18 protein-coding genes and 2 pseudogenes are annotated in these 15852 nt (G+C 62.5%); 4 read left to right on the top strand and 16 right to left on the bottom strand.

Going from position 1 to position 15852, the window contains the following annotated elements; translation table 11 throughout:
* Positions 1-45 precede the first annotated feature (45 nt).
* The 10 genes from F4827_RS23465 to F4827_RS36020 form a co-directional block, all read right to left on the bottom strand.
* Complete coding sequence (locus F4827_RS23465; protein ID WP_183727350.1) at positions 46-447, bottom strand: hypothetical protein; 402 nt, start codon at positions 445-447, stop codon at positions 46-48.
* Positions 444-923: a conjugal transfer protein TraD gene (traD, locus tag F4827_RS23460; protein ID WP_183727352.1), complete on the bottom strand. Its 480-nt coding sequence runs from the start codon at positions 921-923 to the stop codon at positions 444-446. Before traD ends, F4827_RS23465 begins: the two co-directional genes overlap by 4 nt.
* A 442-nt stretch (positions 924-1365) precedes the next feature.
* Positions 1366-1731, bottom strand: coding sequence for a DUF2946 domain-containing protein (locus F4827_RS23455; protein WP_183727353.1), 366 nt, complete (start codon positions 1729-1731; stop codon positions 1366-1368).
* Positions 1732-1913: 182 nt separating this feature from the next.
* Entirely contained in the window at positions 1914-2360 is a 447-nt protein-coding gene (locus tag F4827_RS23450; protein ID WP_183727355.1) for a copper chaperone PCu(A)C, read from the bottom strand.
* A 75-nt stretch (positions 2361-2435) separates the two neighbouring features.
* Entirely contained in the window at positions 2436-3083 is a 648-nt protein-coding gene (locus tag F4827_RS23445) for an SCO family protein (RefSeq protein ID WP_183727357.1), read from the bottom strand.
* A gap of 126 nt (positions 3084-3209) precedes the next feature.
* A complete protein-coding gene (locus F4827_RS23440; RefSeq protein WP_183727359.1) occupies positions 3210-3593 on the bottom strand; it encodes a DUF2946 domain-containing protein in 384 nt (127 codons plus the stop codon).
* Between the two features lie 123 nt (positions 3594-3716).
* A complete protein-coding gene (locus F4827_RS23435) occupies positions 3717-4412 on the bottom strand; it encodes a c-type cytochrome (RefSeq protein ID WP_183727361.1) in 696 nt (231 codons plus the stop codon).
* A gap of 29 nt (positions 4413-4441) precedes the next feature.
* Positions 4442-5662 (bottom strand): hypothetical protein, encoded by a 1221-nt coding sequence (locus F4827_RS23430; protein ID WP_183727363.1) that lies wholly within the window; start codon positions 5660-5662, stop codon positions 4442-4444.
* 4 nt (positions 5663-5666) lie between these two features.
* On the bottom strand, positions 5667-7076 hold the full coding sequence (locus F4827_RS23425) for a cytochrome c (RefSeq protein WP_183727365.1): 1410 nt from the start codon (positions 7074-7076) through the stop codon (positions 5667-5669).
* Between the two features lie 223 nt (positions 7077-7299).
* A complete protein-coding gene (locus F4827_RS36020) occupies positions 7300-7752 on the bottom strand; it encodes a DUF2946 domain-containing protein (protein ID WP_183727367.1) in 453 nt (150 codons plus the stop codon).
* Between the two features lie 196 nt (positions 7753-7948).
* Here F4827_RS36020 and F4827_RS23415 point away from each other — a divergent pair.
* Positions 7949-8245, top strand: a pseudogene (locus F4827_RS23415) (AAA family ATPase); the annotation flags it as partial.
* 61 nt (positions 8246-8306) lie between these two features.
* Here the strand turns inward: F4827_RS23415 and F4827_RS23410 are convergent.
* The 4 genes from F4827_RS23410 to F4827_RS23395 all read right to left on the bottom strand — a co-directional run bounded on the left by F4827_RS23410 (position 8307) and on the right by F4827_RS23395 (position 10559).
* Positions 8307-8579, bottom strand: a complete 273-nt coding sequence (locus F4827_RS23410; RefSeq protein ID WP_183727645.1) for a UBP-type zinc finger domain-containing protein — start codon at positions 8577-8579, stop codon at positions 8307-8309.
* Between the two features lie 49 nt (positions 8580-8628).
* Complete coding sequence (locus F4827_RS23405) at positions 8629-9843, bottom strand: NAD(P)/FAD-dependent oxidoreductase (RefSeq protein WP_260184642.1); 1215 nt, start codon at positions 9841-9843, stop codon at positions 8629-8631.
* 206 nt (positions 9844-10049) lie between these two features.
* The gene (locus F4827_RS23400) at positions 10050-10289 is read right to left on the bottom strand and encodes a DUF6566 family protein (RefSeq protein WP_183727371.1); all 240 of its coding nucleotides are present in this window, start codon (positions 10287-10289) and stop codon (positions 10050-10052) included.
* A 27-nt stretch (positions 10290-10316) separates the two neighbouring features.
* The gene (locus F4827_RS23395) at positions 10317-10559 is read right to left on the bottom strand and encodes a hypothetical protein (protein WP_183727373.1); all 243 of its coding nucleotides are present in this window, start codon (positions 10557-10559) and stop codon (positions 10317-10319) included.
* 569 nt (positions 10560-11128) lie between these two features.
* Between F4827_RS23395 and F4827_RS23390 the strand changes: the two genes are divergently transcribed.
* Positions 11129-11695: a phosphate-starvation-inducible PsiE family protein gene (locus tag F4827_RS23390; RefSeq protein ID WP_183727647.1), complete on the top strand. Its 567-nt coding sequence runs from the start codon at positions 11129-11131 to the stop codon at positions 11693-11695.
* A gap of 69 nt (positions 11696-11764) precedes the next feature.
* Here F4827_RS23390 and F4827_RS23385 read toward each other — a convergent pair.
* Together F4827_RS23385 and F4827_RS23380 are read right to left on the bottom strand one after the other, a co-directional pair.
* Positions 11765-12545 (bottom strand): annotated as a pseudogene (locus F4827_RS23385) (aldehyde dehydrogenase family protein).
* Positions 12542-13462 (bottom strand): LysR family transcriptional regulator, encoded by a 921-nt coding sequence (locus F4827_RS23380; protein ID WP_183727375.1) that lies wholly within the window; start codon positions 13460-13462, stop codon positions 12542-12544. The pseudogene F4827_RS23385 and the gene F4827_RS23380 overlap by 4 nt, the downstream one beginning before the upstream one ends.
* Positions 13463-13751: 289 nt before the next feature.
* Here F4827_RS23380 and F4827_RS23375 point away from each other — a divergent pair, with 289 nt between their 5' ends.
* Both F4827_RS23375 and F4827_RS23370 read left to right on the top strand, forming a co-directional pair.
* On the top strand, positions 13752-15245 hold the full coding sequence (locus F4827_RS23375) for a UbiD family decarboxylase (RefSeq protein WP_183727377.1): 1494 nt from the start codon (positions 13752-13754) through the stop codon (positions 15243-15245).
* Complete coding sequence (locus tag F4827_RS23370; RefSeq protein WP_183727379.1) at positions 15238-15852, top strand: UbiX family flavin prenyltransferase; 615 nt, start codon at positions 15238-15240, stop codon at positions 15850-15852. Before F4827_RS23375 ends, F4827_RS23370 begins: the two co-directional genes overlap by 8 nt.

The raw sequence follows: 15852 nt of genomic DNA, 5'->3' as shown, positions 1-15852 counted from the left end.
CTCGCATACGTTTGCGCGATCATGCATACGGGCGTTTTATACGCGCTAAAACCTGGCACGCTCGTTCGGGTATTCGCCAGAGAGGCGGGCGTTGATTGCAGAGGTCAATGGGCCGGTAAGATCAAAGTAGGGGTCGACGGTGCCGTCGCTGCCTGCGCGCAGGGCGACGTAGCCGTCTGCCTCGCAGGACAGTTGCTCGGACTCGATGTTGTTGCGGCCGCCCAGAGGCGAGCCGATACCGCCATCCATCGGCATGCCGTCCATATCAATCTCGGCCGCACCAGCGCGTGCGATGTTGCCCACAAAGCCGTTTTCTTCGGGTTGGCTGGGAATGGCGCCCGATACAGTCGCCAGCGCAACGGCCAACGTGCGCGCATCCCGCTCCCCGATCATGCGGCGCGGGATCACCTGGACGGACTGGCAAGTGCGCTGGCCGCTCTCGCTCAAAGCGGTTTCGCTGGCGAATTCGCGCGTGTACGGGTGCTCGCCGTAGTGCGTGTTCGCGCAGTGGGAACGCCAGCCGTCATTTGTCTGGCAATCAATGCGTCTCCCGTCTGTTTCCAGCTTTCGCGATCGCATGGTGTGCCCTGCTCAATGAAGCAGAGCAACGCCCCCAGCAATTCGCCGGGGTCGCGATTTTCCAGTACAGCGCAATCGATGAGTGCGCCTCTCACGATGGCGAGCTGGTCACGTGCGCGGCGCTGCGATAGCCGGTCTTCCTTGAGCGCCCGTGTTGCATTCGCGCGCGCCTTCTGGGCGCGTACTGCCGCCCTTTCTGCCTTGGCGAGCGCAGAAAGTTTGCGTTCCTCATCAATATTGCGCGCCGGATTGTCGAACAGAAGCAGCAGCGCGCGTTGATGTTCGGTTGGATTTTTAAGTGCGCGGATGGCTTCGACGCGCTCTTTCAGCCATGGATCGTTCATTTCGAAGTTCGTCGTTCTGTGGGGTTGCTACACGAAAGCGTCAGATGCGCATTGCAGCGCGTTGATCGCCATCGGGTTGTTGGCACGGGCACGCGTGGACACGTTGTAGTCGCATGGGGACGCCGGCTTCGAGTCGGGCATACACGACAGACCACGCCCAACCGGCCCACAACATGACGGCGATGAAAGCGGAAACGTTAAACCACACGGCGTAGCGATGAAACCATTTGAGCAAGCACATTGAAGGTATGCCTCGATAGCCAGCAGCAGAGAGAAAATACGCGCCGCGATACGCACGCCGTCGCGCAATGAGCGCAAGGGACAACGCGTGGCTGCCTGTTAGCGCATGGCGTGTGCGGGCTTCATGCGAGCATTCCATACGCGTGATTGAGCGCCCGCACGCTTTGCGAGCGCGCAGTGCATGACAGCAGGGAAGGGGAAATCAGGAAGCGGTGGGCGGCGCCCTGGGCCGTCCCGAGGGGAAAGCGCCCTGCGGCGTGAAGCGTGAGACCAGCGCAGGAACAAGAGCCGCGATGACGAGTGCGAACAGCGCCGGCATGACAGCCGGAATCGGTGGCGCGGCGGAGTGGGTTGCCAGCAGATCGCAATACCCGCAGGCAGAAAGCGCGCTATCGAGCGTGTGATGAAGCGCACTATCCACGGTTTCTGCGGCGGAGCATAGGGCGGCGACCGGCTGGTGCGCCCGCTGGGCCAAAACAAGTTGACTGACCAATGGCGCGAGCACGACAAGCCACATGGCGATCAAGCCAAGCCAGGCGGTTGCACGAATTCGGGCGCGTAAGTTCATGCCAATGGACGCTATGGGACGCGTAAGTCTAGCACTGTCAGAATCACGTTTCTATCGCAGATGCGCGCTTAAACAGTGCTATTTCGGATCGCCAGTATAAGGAATCCGAGTTATGAAATTTTTAATCAGCAGTTCGTATAAATGGCGGACATCGATGAAACATGCCCGCCATTTATCATCCATCACTGGCCTGCAGCGTTCTTCACGGCGCATTGCGCATCCACGCTTTCGCCGTCACCGAACTTGAAGGTGACGGGAATGCTCGATCCCACTACGAGCGGCTTTTTCGCATGCTCGAACATCACGTGATACCCCCCCGGCGCGAAGGCAAGCGTGCCATTTGCAGGAATGCTCGCCTTGTCGACCATCACCATTTTCGACGTGCTGCCGCTGCTCTGCGTCTGATGCAGCATCGACACGCCGAAAGCGTCCGTGCTGACGCCGACAAGATCGATACCTTTATCGCTCATATTCATCAGTTTGAAGTAGCCGCCCGAGGGCGTGTCGCCCGGCATGGAACGAATCCAGCAGTCGGACACCATCATCGCGCCCGAGGGGGCGGCGAATGCGGGCAGCGCTGCCGCAGCCAGCGGCATGCTCAGAGCGATAGTGCGCAAGAAGCGATTCATGGTCTTTCTCCTGTAGATGGGTTTGTTTAAGTTAGCGGGGACTCAAGCGGACAGCAATCAGGAAGAAGCGTCCCGTCAGCTTGCCTGCAGTAAAAGGCCGAGATCGTGAACCCAGGGCTTGACGCCCTGGCCGTCACGGGCGTAAAGGCGCAACCGGCCTGCGGAATCGAAGACAAGGGCGGCGGCGGTATGGTTCATCGTGTAGTTGCTGGCGTCGCTGCCTGGCACCTTTTGATATACGAAACTGAAGTCGTTCGTCACCTTGTCCAGTTGCGCCTTGTCTGCTGGTCGCAGGGCGCGGAACGACGGATTGAAGGCGGCGGCGTATTGCGCCAGCACCGCAGGCGTGTCCCGCTGCGGATCGACGGTGACGAATAGCACCTGGACACGGCTTGCCTTTTGCGGTCCTAACTGGTCGAGCGCCTGGGATAGCTCGGCAAGCGTGGTTGGGCACACATCCGGACAGTGCGTATAGCCGAACAACAGCACCACGATCTTGCCCTGGTAGTCGGCGAGCGTGCGGGTGTGTCCATTCGTATCGGGCAGCGAAAAATTTTTGGCGAACTGCGTATTGCCGGTGATGTCGAGATTCTGAAACGAGAGCGGCGGCTTCTGGTCGCAACCGCCCAGCAATATCGCACCCGCGAGCGCGCACACGGCCAGCACGATATTCAAGGGTCGCGCCGAAGCCGCACCGGTAAAGCGGTGAAAGGCATTAAACATGGATTGTCGGTTCGAGCATGCGCGCACGCCGTTTAACGGGCGTGGAGCGTGAAATGAACGAGGGAGCGCGACAAACATCACGCACCGGCTGCACAAACGGCCCGCATAGGCGGGCGCTGGCGAAGCTCAGGCGACAGGAGGGGCGCGGGCGAGGTCAGGGCGCCAGCCGTCGAGGCGGCCGATCACGTCACGTGACGGGGCTGCGGCTGCTAGTGCGTAACGCGTCGGCGCTGGCGGCGCAGAATGTGCCGCGCCGGGCAGCGGCGTATGCACATGGAGCAGATCGCAATAGCCGCATTGCGCGAGGCTGCCCAAGGGGTGGGCGCCCGCATGAACCGAAGCAGTGTCGCCGGAGCAAAGTTCTGCGACCGGCTCGCGTGCATGCAGCGACGCCACGATCTGGCTGACGTCCGGCATCACCACGACAAGCCACATGGCAAGCAGGGCAAGCCATGTACTCAGACGTTTGCGGTTGGCGGCGGACGACGACATCCGCGCATGGTAACGCATGGCGAGGAGATCGTCTGCGAGGTGTACGCGACGCTTCCTCGTGTAAGGCACTTCGCGCGGATCGATCGAGCGCCATTGCGGCAATCCGTCGCAATGGCGCGCCACCTTCCCGAATCTCGCGCGTTATCGCGCCTGCGCGGTCATGTAGGCGATGGCTGCGCGAAGATCTGCGTCCGAGCAGCTTGCGCATCCGCCCCTGGGGGGCATCGCGTTGAAGCCGTGCAGCGCGTGCTGCAGCAGCGTTGCATCGCCTTGCGCGATGCGCGCGGACCAGGCGGCGCGATCGCCGACCTTCGGCGCGCCGGCCGCACCGCTCGCATGACACGCAAAACACGACGTGCCATAGACCTGCTTGCCCGATGCGAGCAGATTTGCTCCGGAGGGCGCAAGCGCTGCGGCCGTGGGTCTGTCCGCCGCGGTCGCGCGCACCGGCACAATCGCCTCGCGCGGCGGCTGTGCGACGGCTCCCACGGTCTGCACGCCGCCTTTCGCGTCGCGCGCCTGCTGGCTGAAATACGCCGCGATATTGGCGATATCGCGATCCGACAATGGCTGGGCCATGGCGTTCATGGTCGGATTCTGGCGCGTCTTGCCGTCGCGATACGCACGCAGCGCGCTTTCCAGATAGTCGCTTTGTTGCCCGGCAAGATTCGGCACGCCGGGGATGCGTGCCACGCCGTCTGCATTGTGACAGGCGAAACATACTGCAGCGCGCCGTTGGCCTGCGCCCGCATCGGGCGCGCTCGAAGCCGACTGGGCATACGCGGCCGACTGCAGCAGAGCCACTAGCGCGAGCATGATTCGAAGCATCGTTTTCATGTAAGAGACTCCAGTAGCCGTGGACCGGCTCAATAGAAGGTGTCGCGAACCGAAATCGCGATACCGTAGGCGAGGAACACAGCGATCCAGACGCCCAGCACCGCGACCGCGCCAGTGCCCATGCGCGAGACGGATCGATCAGCCGTGTAGATGCCCTGTGTGCGTCCCGAGCGATAGAGCAGCAGCAGATAGAAGCCCCCGACCAGGCCGCCGATGCCGGCGAGCGTCGCGAAGAACAGCACCGTGGACGGCCAGTCCACGTGGACCTTGTAGGTCTGGACGTCGTAACCGAGCGGACGCAGATAATGCACGCGGATCACTTCGCGCCATATCGCCAGCGCGCCGAGCAGCGCTACGCCGCCGGCGAGCGGCAGATAGCCGTGGGTCGTGTCCTTGTCCCCGCGCATCCAGAGCGCCATCGCGGCCAGCGTGGCGACGATGAGCCAGCCGAGCGGATCGGTCAAAAGGCCGCTGCCGGCGGGCAGGGCCGCCTGCCACGCGAGCATCGGTACGATCGACAGGGCGAAGCCCCAGCGCGCGAGCCGCCTGCCCAGCGTGCGAACGAAGTCGAGCCACTTCGCCTCGTAATCGGCGCGCACGGCGAAGTAGTGCGTATAGGCGATCAGAAAGAGACCGATCCCCGGCACCGAAAGCCCCATGATGAAGACATAGCGCGGCCATTGAATCGCGTGCAGCGCCGCGCCGCGGGTGTCCACCACGCCGCCGGGCGCATACCAGTCCATCCAACGCTGCGGCAGCAGGGCCTGATACGACAGCGCATGCATGATGAGGCCGTCGAGGCAGAAGAGCGCGAGCGCAATCCACGCATAAACGCCGATATACCGGCGCGCTCCCGCGCGGTTCGCGTGATAGAACGCAAACCAGCAGCAATAGGCGACGATCAGCGTGAAGATAAAGGCGATCGCCCAGCGCCCCGATAACACATTCGACGTGTACCACTGAGGGTCATAAATCACCTGGGTAAACAGTAGCGGGCCGACGCCCAGCACGATCAGCAGCGACACGGCCACTTTCGCGACCTTGGTCAGCGCAAGCGACAGCCGCTCCCAGTGCGGGCCGTGCCTGCGCCGGTGAAACGCAAAGATCGCCAGACCCGCGGCGCCGAGCGCCAGATGCACGAACGCGATGTGCAGCACCCACGTCAACACCATCAGGATCTGGAACACCACCGGCTGCGCAGGGACCCCGGCGGGGTCGCGCAGGGTGTTCATGACAGTTCCGATATCCATGAACTTATTTCCTCATCGAAACAGGTTGAATGGCCGCCAGGGGCTGCTGGCCGCCCGGGGGATTCGCCGTCCGGGTACGATCGACGGCGGCGAGATAGTGGGCGATGGCCCGCACTTCGTCGTCGGGCAGATCGATGCGAGGCATGTACGGCTGGGTGCCGTATTTGAGCGGCCCGCGCAGAAAGGCCGCGATCATGTCTTCGTCCGTGGCGTAGTGAAGCTTGGCGGGCAGATTGCGCAACGGGCCACCCGGTTCCAGCGAATGGCAGTTGGCGCACGCCATTTTCGTGAGCAGCTTGCCGGCCTCCAGCTCGTTGGCATCCGTGACCTCACGCAGGTGGGCGGGCACGAATGGATTCAGCTTGAGCAGGCCGTGAGCGGCGATGGTGTCCACTTCCGAGGCGATGCCCTTGCCCGGCACATCGCGTGCGATGACCTGGTTGCCGTAGATGTACTGGCCGGCCACGTACGGCTTGCGCATCGATTCGCGCATGCGCTCCTCGGGCCAGACACCGAACACGGCGATGAAGGCGAACATCGCCAGCGCCAGCGAGGTATAAACCTGTTGCGGACGCCACCATGCGAACAGAAGCCACAGCGTGGCGACCGTGAACACCGCCACCATCGCCTTCGCATACACGGGCAGGAGATGGGTGTTGAGCATCACGATGGCGTTGCTGGGCAGCGTGCGCAGGTAGTAGAGGAACATCAGCACGGCGAACAGGCCGCCGAGCAGGCCGATCGGCGCGAGAAAGCGCACGACGCTGCGCCGCAAAGCGGCATCCTTGAGACGGCTCGCAACCAGCAGCCCGACCAGCGCGGCCATCACGAACATCGCGCCGGTGCGGGTGCCAAGCTGCGCGAAGAAGTTGACGTTGAAAAACGCATCGCTGGTGGAGCCGGTGCGATACCAGCGGTCGTTGCCCGGCCACATCATGAACGACAGGATGCCTACGATCAGCAGCATGGTTGCCCACGAGGCCAGTGCGAAGGACCAGGTCAGTTTCAGATGCGTTTTCGGATCGATTTTCCCGAGCAGATAGACGAGTGCGTAGACCCCGATCACTTCGACCGTGAAGTAGACCCACTCGCTGGCCCAGACCCACACAAAGTTGTGGATCAGACCGCCAACGCCACGAGGGCTGGCCACGGTGATGGCGTACCAGATGCCCGGGCCCGTGATCGAGCCGATGATGTAGGAAAACACCAGCAGGAACATGCCGTACTGCTTGATGAAGACGAGCAGTTCGGGTTTCTTCTCGCGCCAGGCGCGTGTTTCGAGAAGCGCAAAAAGAAACGATGCGCCGACGGAAGTGTGAGAGGCCACGACGTGTATCACGCCGATGATGCCCATGACCCAGGCCGTGCCGATGCCGGGTACGTAGAACGTTGGATACATGCCCAGCATGTCCATGACGATCTCCTTCGAGACAAAAGAGTGCGCGCGCAGTGCGCATCCTGGCGAGGCGCACTGCGCAAACGCGAGCGGGGACGCGACGCCCTCAATGGAGCGTCGGCGATAGCGGGAAGGGAAGCGGGCGCGCGCTGCGCGTCATGCCGCGCGGTGTGCGGCTCACAGTAGGGCAGGCAGGTCTTCGGCGTTGTCCTGGGCCGCGCCGTGACGTTGGAAGCCTGCGTTACGCCCGCGGGGCAGCGCTGGAAGGCGGCGCTCGGCTGCGATGCGCGCGGCGGCGAAAGCGCTTGTATCCGCGGCATACGGCTCGGGGTTGCCGGGTACGTTTGAACCAGAAACTAAGCGCTTGCCAGGGAGGGAGGGTGACAGGCAGCGGCGGCGCATGATGGAGCAGCGCGCAGAATGCGCAGCTGTCGAATTTCATCAGCGCCTGGTCTGCTTTAGCCGGCTGGGTGGCCGCGAGTCCCGCAGCCTCTGCACCGTCGTTTGTCCCGCAGATATCGGTCGAGGGTGCGGAGAAACGGCTCTCGACCATATGCGACATCAACGGCGCGCAGGCGCCGAACCACAAGGCGAAAGCAAGAAGCCATGACAGGCGCCGGTGAGGTAGCGTCGCGATTGTGCGGATCCTGTGCAGATTGCGGCGGCGGCCACGTAGCGTCGTTATGGTAATCATGACTTCAACCGCATGTCCGCCGGGATGGATCTCTGAATGGGTTATTGCGTTGCCGGGGGGCGAATGCCCGGTGCCTTGTGCACCTCGTTGAGTCGCGCCCGCTAAAGACTGCCGATCCTAGCAGAGCGGCGCGCGTGGAAATGCAGCTTGGCTGCTATACCGGCCATTGCGCACGGCATAGGTTGATCCTTGCGATGTGGATACCCGGCGCCAGAACAACACGATCATCATCGCGACCAGCAATGTCGGCTCACAGCTGATTCAGGACGACATGAAGTCCGACTCGAAGCAGCTCGACTATCCTGAACTGCGCGACCGGTTGATGGAAATCCTGCGGCATCATTTCGTGCCGGAGTTTCTCAATCGCGTCGACGACGGGTTACGCGATCATCGTGCGCAGATCGGATATGCCCCCGAGTTCGGCGCGCGGATGCTCAAACGCAAGACCCGTCTTGAGGTGGAATCGCAACTCGCCAATGCACTGTTGCGAGGCGACGTGCGTGACGCCTGGATGATTGAGAACGCGACGCCGCCGCCCGTGCGGGGCGTCGCACTCACGATTGAAGCTCACCTACTACGATCTCGTCGCGATAGCACCAGATCCACGTTTCTCCGGGTTCGATTGAACGTACCAGCGGATGACCGGTCGCGTGAAAATGTTTGCTTGCATGCCGGTTGGGCGACGAATCGCAGCAGCCGACATGGCCGCAAGAAAGACACAGCCTCAAATGTACCCACGGCTGGCCAAGCTTCACGCAGTCCTCGCAATAGTTGATGGACGTGTGGAGAATGCGGGCCTCTCCCAGGTGCGTGCAACCGGGGGTCATGATCGTGCTCCTATGCGCAGACGTGCCGGGATCAACATTGCGTTCGTGCTCAAGCGCTATTCAAATAGCGATGCACCAGCGTCACAGCCATGGCCCCCTCGCCGACGGCCGACGCCACGCGCTTGATCGACGCGTGACGCACGTCGCCCGCTGCGAATACGCCGGGCATACTTGTTTCCAGATGCAGCGGTGCGCGTTCGAGAGGCCAATTCAGGTCCGCCCGATATTCCTGCAGATCGGGACCGGTTACGAGATAGCCGGCTTCATCGCGAACGATGCCGACCTCCAGGGCCCATTCCGTCTGTGGCACGCCGCCAATGCAGACGAATAGCCAATTCGTTTTTTCCGTGCGCTCCCGTGCCGTTCGCACATCGGTCAGCGAGATCTCCTGCAACACGTCATCACCTGCGAGCGCGGTCACTTCGGTGCACGTGCGCACTTCAATGTTCGACGCCGATGAGATGCGATCCACCAGGTATTGGGACAACGTATTCTTGAGCGATGCGTCACGCACGAGCATATAGACGCGGTTGGCGGACTGCGAAAAATGCATGGCGGCCTGTCCCGCCGAATTGCCGCCGCCCACCACGTAGACGTTTTCGCCATGGATCAGCGCGGCCTCACTGGCGCCGGCGCCGTAATAAAGGCCCGCGCCAAGAAAGCGCTCTTCACCTGCCAGCCCTAGCGTGCGATAGGCCACGCCCGTTGCACAGATAGACGTGCGCGCCGTGATACGCGTGCCGTCTTCCAGATACACGATGCCCTGGCCCGGCGGAAACTCCGCGTGCACGCCTGCGCGCGCCAGCAGGATTTCGACGCCGAACTTGACGGCCTGGTCGCGCGCCCGTTCAGCGAGCTGCGCGCCGCTCACGCCCTGCGGAAAGCCCAGATAGTTCTCGATCTTCGAACTGCTACCGGCCTGTCCTCCCAGTGCCAACCGCTCGACCAGTACGGTATGCAGTCCCTCCGATGCACCGTACACCGCGGCGCTCAATCCCGCCGGTCCTGCGCCGTAAATCGCCAGATCGTAGGCCTCACGGGAGGGACTCGCAAACCAGCCGAGCTTTTCGGTGATTTGCCGGATGGTGGGACATTCCAGCCGCGTTCCGTCGTGGAAGACGCAGACCGGCAAGCGCGAATCGGAAAGGTGCTGCACATGCGCCAGTTCCTCCGCTTCCTGATCGCTGCACAGTTCGATCCATTCGAACATTATGTCGCAGCGATGCAGGAAGTCGCGTATTGCGTAGCCATTGGCGCTGCGCATGCGTCCATAGATCCTGACCATGAATATGCTATCTGCCTTTGAGGACGTCACGACTTTGTTTCGTTTTCCTGCGCTTCACGCGCAGGCCACCTCTCAAGGATAATGGCGGCACGTATCCCTGCACCGTAAGTGAACTGGAATTTGGCGTCTTTCGAGAAACTGCTTTTTTTGCCGGTTTTTCGCTCGTTTTTCTCTGATGGGTTGCATCACATTGGGTTGGGCAAATCTTCCAGCTTGCGATCGACAAAACGCGTGCCCCATTCGATGCCGTCGCGGACCGCTTCATCCTGAGTAAGCCACTCCGGCTGAACCGTCTCCGGACGAAATTCGACGGCGGGGCTATCGGCATGGCGCACACTCACCTTCGCATGCCACGCGCCGTATGCATTCTGCCCCGGCTGTACCGCGATCTCGTAGCCTCGATGCACAAACACGTGCGTTTGCATGAGCGGCTCCCGTTTCGTATCGACATGTCAATCTGGCAGCACGAACTCGGTGCGCATGTCTTCGATCACCTTCTGGATATGATGTGCGTAATCTGCGCCGAGATCGTTGCGCGGCGCCATGTTCCAGTTGCGCCCGGATGCGTCGGGTGGGTGCCGCTCCGGTAGGGGTATGCGCACCCGCAAAGCGCCCGGCACGTCAGCGGCGATTTTCTCCACGCGGTTCTGCAGTTCGTCGCGAATCTGCTCAGCGGTTCGAACGGTTTTCGGCATAGGTCTGCCTCCCTTGATCGCGCGTTCCAATCGTGACTGGATAGTCCATCCGTGCCTCCCGCGTGAGGATGCACGAACGATGTTTCAAGTCTAGTCGCTAATCCGGAGATGTATGGCTTAGCTTCGCTTTTTCGGACTGCATCAAGGGAAGGCGCGCCGCAAAGCTTCTCTTCGGAGAAACGCCCAAGGGGCTACAAGGGCCCGACCATCTCCAGAGCAGTCCGTATCGAATCCAAAGCCGGTGTCCGCGGTTGATGGTCCGCGAGGCCTCCCATGCGGCGCATCCGGGTGGGGCGGGTAGTGTCGCAATTCCTGTGACGCCGCCAAAACGGAGTATTCCCTATCGCGCTCGTTGGCGTACAGTGCATGGGCCTGCTGCTTCAGGCTGAGTCCCTCTTCGAACAGATGACAGGAACGGGTGTCAGGACCGCAAGATAGTTCGACCTCCGTTATCGATAACTGAATATGTCAGCATCCGCGACCGTGGGATGGACTGTGCACGGCGCATGTGCAATCCATGCACGTGCGGTGCGCTCGCGGCGCAGCGACGGTCTTTCGGGAGTCTAATCATGGAAAGTAAGAGAAGCTGGCTACGCAAGGAACTCGATGTGTTGCGTCTGCAGTGGGACATGCTCGGCTTTTATGAACGATTCGAACAGCTTGTCGTGCATGTGCTGAGTGTCGTGATTTCCGTGATTATCCTCGTGTCGCTCTGGCAGTTGATTCGCGCCGTGCTTGCATTGCTGGTTGCGGACGCGCTGAATCCGCTGGATCACGCGGTGTATCAAACGATCTTCGGTATGGTCATGACTCTGCTGATCGCGATGGAATTCAAACATTCGATTACGCGCGTGATGGCGCGTCGCGATCACATCGTGCAGGTCAAAACGGTGCTTCTGGTTGCGCTGCTGGCTATCGCCCGGAAATTCATCATTCTCGATCCCGCCGGTGCGCCAGCCGAGATCGCGGCGCTTGCATTTGCGCTGGTGGCACTGGGCAGCGTCTACTGGCTGATGCGGCAGCGTGATGACCCGGTCGACGCGGCGAGCGCCGCGCGAGCGGAGCATGATCGAGTGATGCACGCGCGGCGACAGCAAGGCGGACCGCCCCGCGAAGACGGCCAGACCGAAAATTGAACTGATTTGCCGTGCTCGTCACGTGATGAGCACGTAAGCGTCAGGCCCATTGACTCGCCTTCCTGCCATTCACCGCAACGGCGCGATATGTCCCGCAACGCCGGCCGGCATGCAGATGTGCTTGATTTCCGTGAAGTCGGCGAGGGCATCGTAGCCGTGCAGCCGCCCCAGTCCGCTTTGGCGATACCCGCCCGTTTCGGCTTCGGCGAAAAGCTTGTTGTGGTCATTGATCCACACGGTGCCGTTGCGCAGCGCACGCGCGACGCGAAACGCGCGCTCCGTCGTGCGTCCATACGCTTGCCGAGAGACCGAAGACCGTGTCGTTGGCTTTGTCGATCGCTTCCGTTTCGTTCTCAAAGACTTCCAGCGTGACGAACGGGCCAAAGATCTCGTCCTGACAGAAGAACGCCTTGGGATCGCTGTGTTCAACGAGCGTCGGCGACAGAAACGCATGCCCCGAGCACGTGCCTCGCAGCAGCACGCGCCCGGCCATCCCGCACGCGCGCTCGATCGTCCGCTGCACCGCATCGCGCGTCGTGCTGTCGATGAGCGCGCCGATATCCGTTGCTGGATCGATGCCCGGTCCGTTTTCGCGCGTGAGCAGGGTCGCGAGCATCTCGCGTTCGGCTTCGAGCGCGGCAGCCCAGCCGAGCAGCACGTCCTGGCGCAGGCGCGCGTCCTGCGCCCAGGCCGTGTGATCGAACACGTGGCGGGCAGCGGCGATGGCCGCATCGGCTTCGATCGCGCCGCCGTCGGCGAACTGGCCGACGGCCTCGCCAGTCGCGGGATCGATGCTGTCGATGGTGGGTATCCCGGTCCATTCGCCGGCAATCCAGTGTCGTGCGTTCATGCTGAGCCCTTCTTCGTATCAATGGCCGACGCCCGATGCAACTCGTCGCCGATGGTCGCGATCAACGCCTCCGCCGCCGCGCTCAATGGGCGGCGCGGATGGCTCACGCAGAGAATGTGCCGGACGATACGCGGCGCGAGGATCGGGCGCGCGCGCAAGGTGCCGTGCCGCGCGGCACGTTCGACGACGATGCGCGGCAGGATCGTAGCGAAGCGCGTGTGCTCGACCAGCTTGAGAATCGTCGAGAGCGCGTCGATCTCGAAGCGCGGCGCGAGCAAGACGTCCTCGTGTTGCGCCGCGCTGTCGAGCACGCCGCGCAGGCCGTGGCGCTTCGTCGGCAGCACCAGTTCGAGTTCGGGCAATTGCGCGAGTTCGATTGCATGGGGCAAGTCGGGACCATGCGCGGCGCTGGTGGCCAGCACCATCTCTTCGTCGAGCAGCGGGCGCGAGTCGAGTGAAAGGCGCGCTCGCGGCTTGTTGATGATGGCGGCATCGAGCTGGCCGCCCGCCACCCAGTCGATGAAGGTCGCGCTGTAGCCATCGGCGACGGTGACTTCGACATCGGGGTAACGCGCGTGAAAGCGCGACAGCGAATCCGCAAGCACGCTTTCCGTGACCGATGCGATCAGCCCGATGCCGACGTGTCCCGTCACCACTTCGTCGCGCTGCACGAGTTGCTGCCGCGCGTGGGCAAGGTCGCGCAGGATCGGTAAAAACAGGCGGTACATCAGCCGTCCGGCGGCGGTCGGCGCCATGCCGTCCGCGCCGCGCTCGAACAGTTGCTGATGCAGTTCGTCCTCCAGCTTCGCGATCTGCATGCTCAAGGCCGGTTGCACGATGTTCAGCCGCTTCGCGGCGCGCGTGACCGAGCCGTCCTCGAACAGCGCGATGAAGTACTGGATTTGCTTGAGGTCCATGTTCCCTCGGGGCATCAGCGATGCTAATGGGGTGCGGTGACATTATCACCCTGCGTTCATCGACGGCGCAGGGCGGCTTATCGTGGCGCGCCGTGGCGTGCCCTTCCGTAAGGGCGTGCGCGAGCCATCTATTGATACGTAACTGTAAGAAACCTGTCATCCGGGCTAGCACGGATATAAGAACAAATGATTCGTCGCATCAGTAAACAGTATTAGATGCTATGGCGCGATCTCGTTAGGCTTCATCCCATGCGCTTGCCATGGCCGGCGCTCACAGATGGAGACGACGATGAATACACGCGATGCCGCAACGCACGGCATTCCCTCATTCGCCTGGGCACGGCATAACGCCGACACCGGTTCGCTGTCGCTGCGCGACTGGCTCGCGCATCTCGCGAAAACCGGTCGTGTCGCCACGATCGACAAGCCCGTCGCGCTCAAGCACGAACTCGCCGCCATTGCGAAGCGGCTCGACGGCGAACAAGCTGCTTTTTTCACGCAGCCGCACGGACATGCGATGCCCGTCGTGAGCGGCTTCATGTCGAAGCGCGCGTGGATCGCGGAAGCGATGGGAGTCGATGAATCCGCGTTGCTCGCGCGTTTTTCCGCTGCGGCCGCCGCGCCGCTCGCATCGAAACTGGTTCAACGCGAGGACGCGCCCTGTCAGCAAGTGGTGCATACGAGCGGCATCGATCTTCACGCGCTGCTGCCCATTCCCACCCACAGCGAACACGACAACGGCCCGTACATCACCGCCGGTCTCGTGATCGCGCGCAATCCGCGCACCGGCGTGCAGAACGTCTCGATCAACCGCATTCAGGTGCACGGCCCCGATCGCATGGCGATCCTGCTGCTGCCGCGCCATCTCTACGCGTTTCAGCGCGCAGCCGAAGAAGCGGGCGATGCGCTCGACGTCGCCATCGTGATTGGCGTCGATCCTCTTACGATGCTCGCGTCGCAAGCGATCACGCCGATCGATCACGACGAACTGGAAATCGCGGGCGCGCTGCGCGGTGCGCCGCTGCCTGTCGCGCAATGCGTGACGAACGGCGTGCACGTGCCGGCGTTTGCGGAGATCGTCATCGAAGGGCGCATTCTGCCGAACGTGCGCGAGCCGGAAGGTCCGTTCGGCGAATTTCCGAAGTACTACAGCGCGATGGAAGCACGCGAAGTCATCGAAGTGACGGCGCTCACGCATCGGCGCGAGCCGGTCTTTCATACGATCGTGCCAGCCGAAATGGAGCATCTGCTGCTCGGCGCGATTCCCCGCGAAGCCACGTTGCTCGCGCATCTTCAGCGCAGCCATCCCGCCGTGAAGGACGTGCATCTGTCGGTGGGCGGCGTGTGCCGCTATCACCTGTGGGTGCAATTCGACAAGAAGCGCGAAGGCGAAGCGAAGAACGTCATCCTCTGCGCGTTCGGCGCACATTACGACATCAAGCAGGTCGTCGTCGTCGATGCCGATGTGGACGTGCACGATCCCGCCGAAATCGAATGGGCGATCGCGACGCGCTTCCAGGCTGATCGCGATCTCGTCGTAATAGCAGGCGCGCAAGGTTCGCCGCTCGATCCCTCGACGACGGTCGGTCAGCCAGACGATGCGCCGTCGCATCTGCAAGGCGTGAGCGCAAAGATGGGCCTCGATGCGACGCGCCCGGTCGTATATCCCGCGCATGTGTTCACGCGCGTACACATACCTGGGCAAGACACGGTCGATCTGCACGCACTCCTCGCTGCTGACAACAGCGCGTTCGACGCCTGGTTGGCGCGCGATCATGACTGAACGAAAGAAGCGCATCGTCGTCGGCATGTCGGGCGCAAGCGGCGCGGTGATCGGCGTGCGTTTGCTCGCCGCGCTGCGTCGGCTCGGCACGCACGAGACGCATCTCGTCGTGTCGGCGTCGGGCGCGGTGACGGCCGCACAGGAACTCGGCTTCGCGCGTGGTGATCTCGAAGCCGTTGCCGATGTGGTGCACAACGTGCGCGATATTGGCGCGGCGGTGGCGAGCGGATCGTTTCTGACCGAAGGCATGGTGATCGCGCCATGTTCGATGAAAACGCTCGCGGGCGTCGCGAACGGCTTCGCGGACAACCTGCTCACGCGTGCCGCCGATGTGATGCTCAAGGAGCGCCGCCGCCTCGTGCTGGTCGCGCGCGAAACGCCGCTCAATCTCGCGCATCTGCGCAACATGACGCTCGCCACGGAAATGGGCGCGATCGTAATGCCGCCGGTGCCCGCGTTCTACGCGCATCCGCAGACCATCGAGGACGTGGTCGACCACACGGTCGGGCGCATTCTCGATCTGTTCGGCATCGAGCACGGCGAGATTACGCGCCGCTGGAGCGGTCTCGCCGATGAATTCGGCGGCCGCGCCGCACTAGAGGAGTAA

It is taken from the genome of Paraburkholderia bannensis, assembly GCF_014200455.1.
GTDB classification, from domain to species: Bacteria; Pseudomonadota; Gammaproteobacteria; order Burkholderiales; family Burkholderiaceae; genus Paraburkholderia; species Paraburkholderia bannensis_A.
This window is presented reverse-complemented; position numbering and strand designations above follow the sequence as displayed.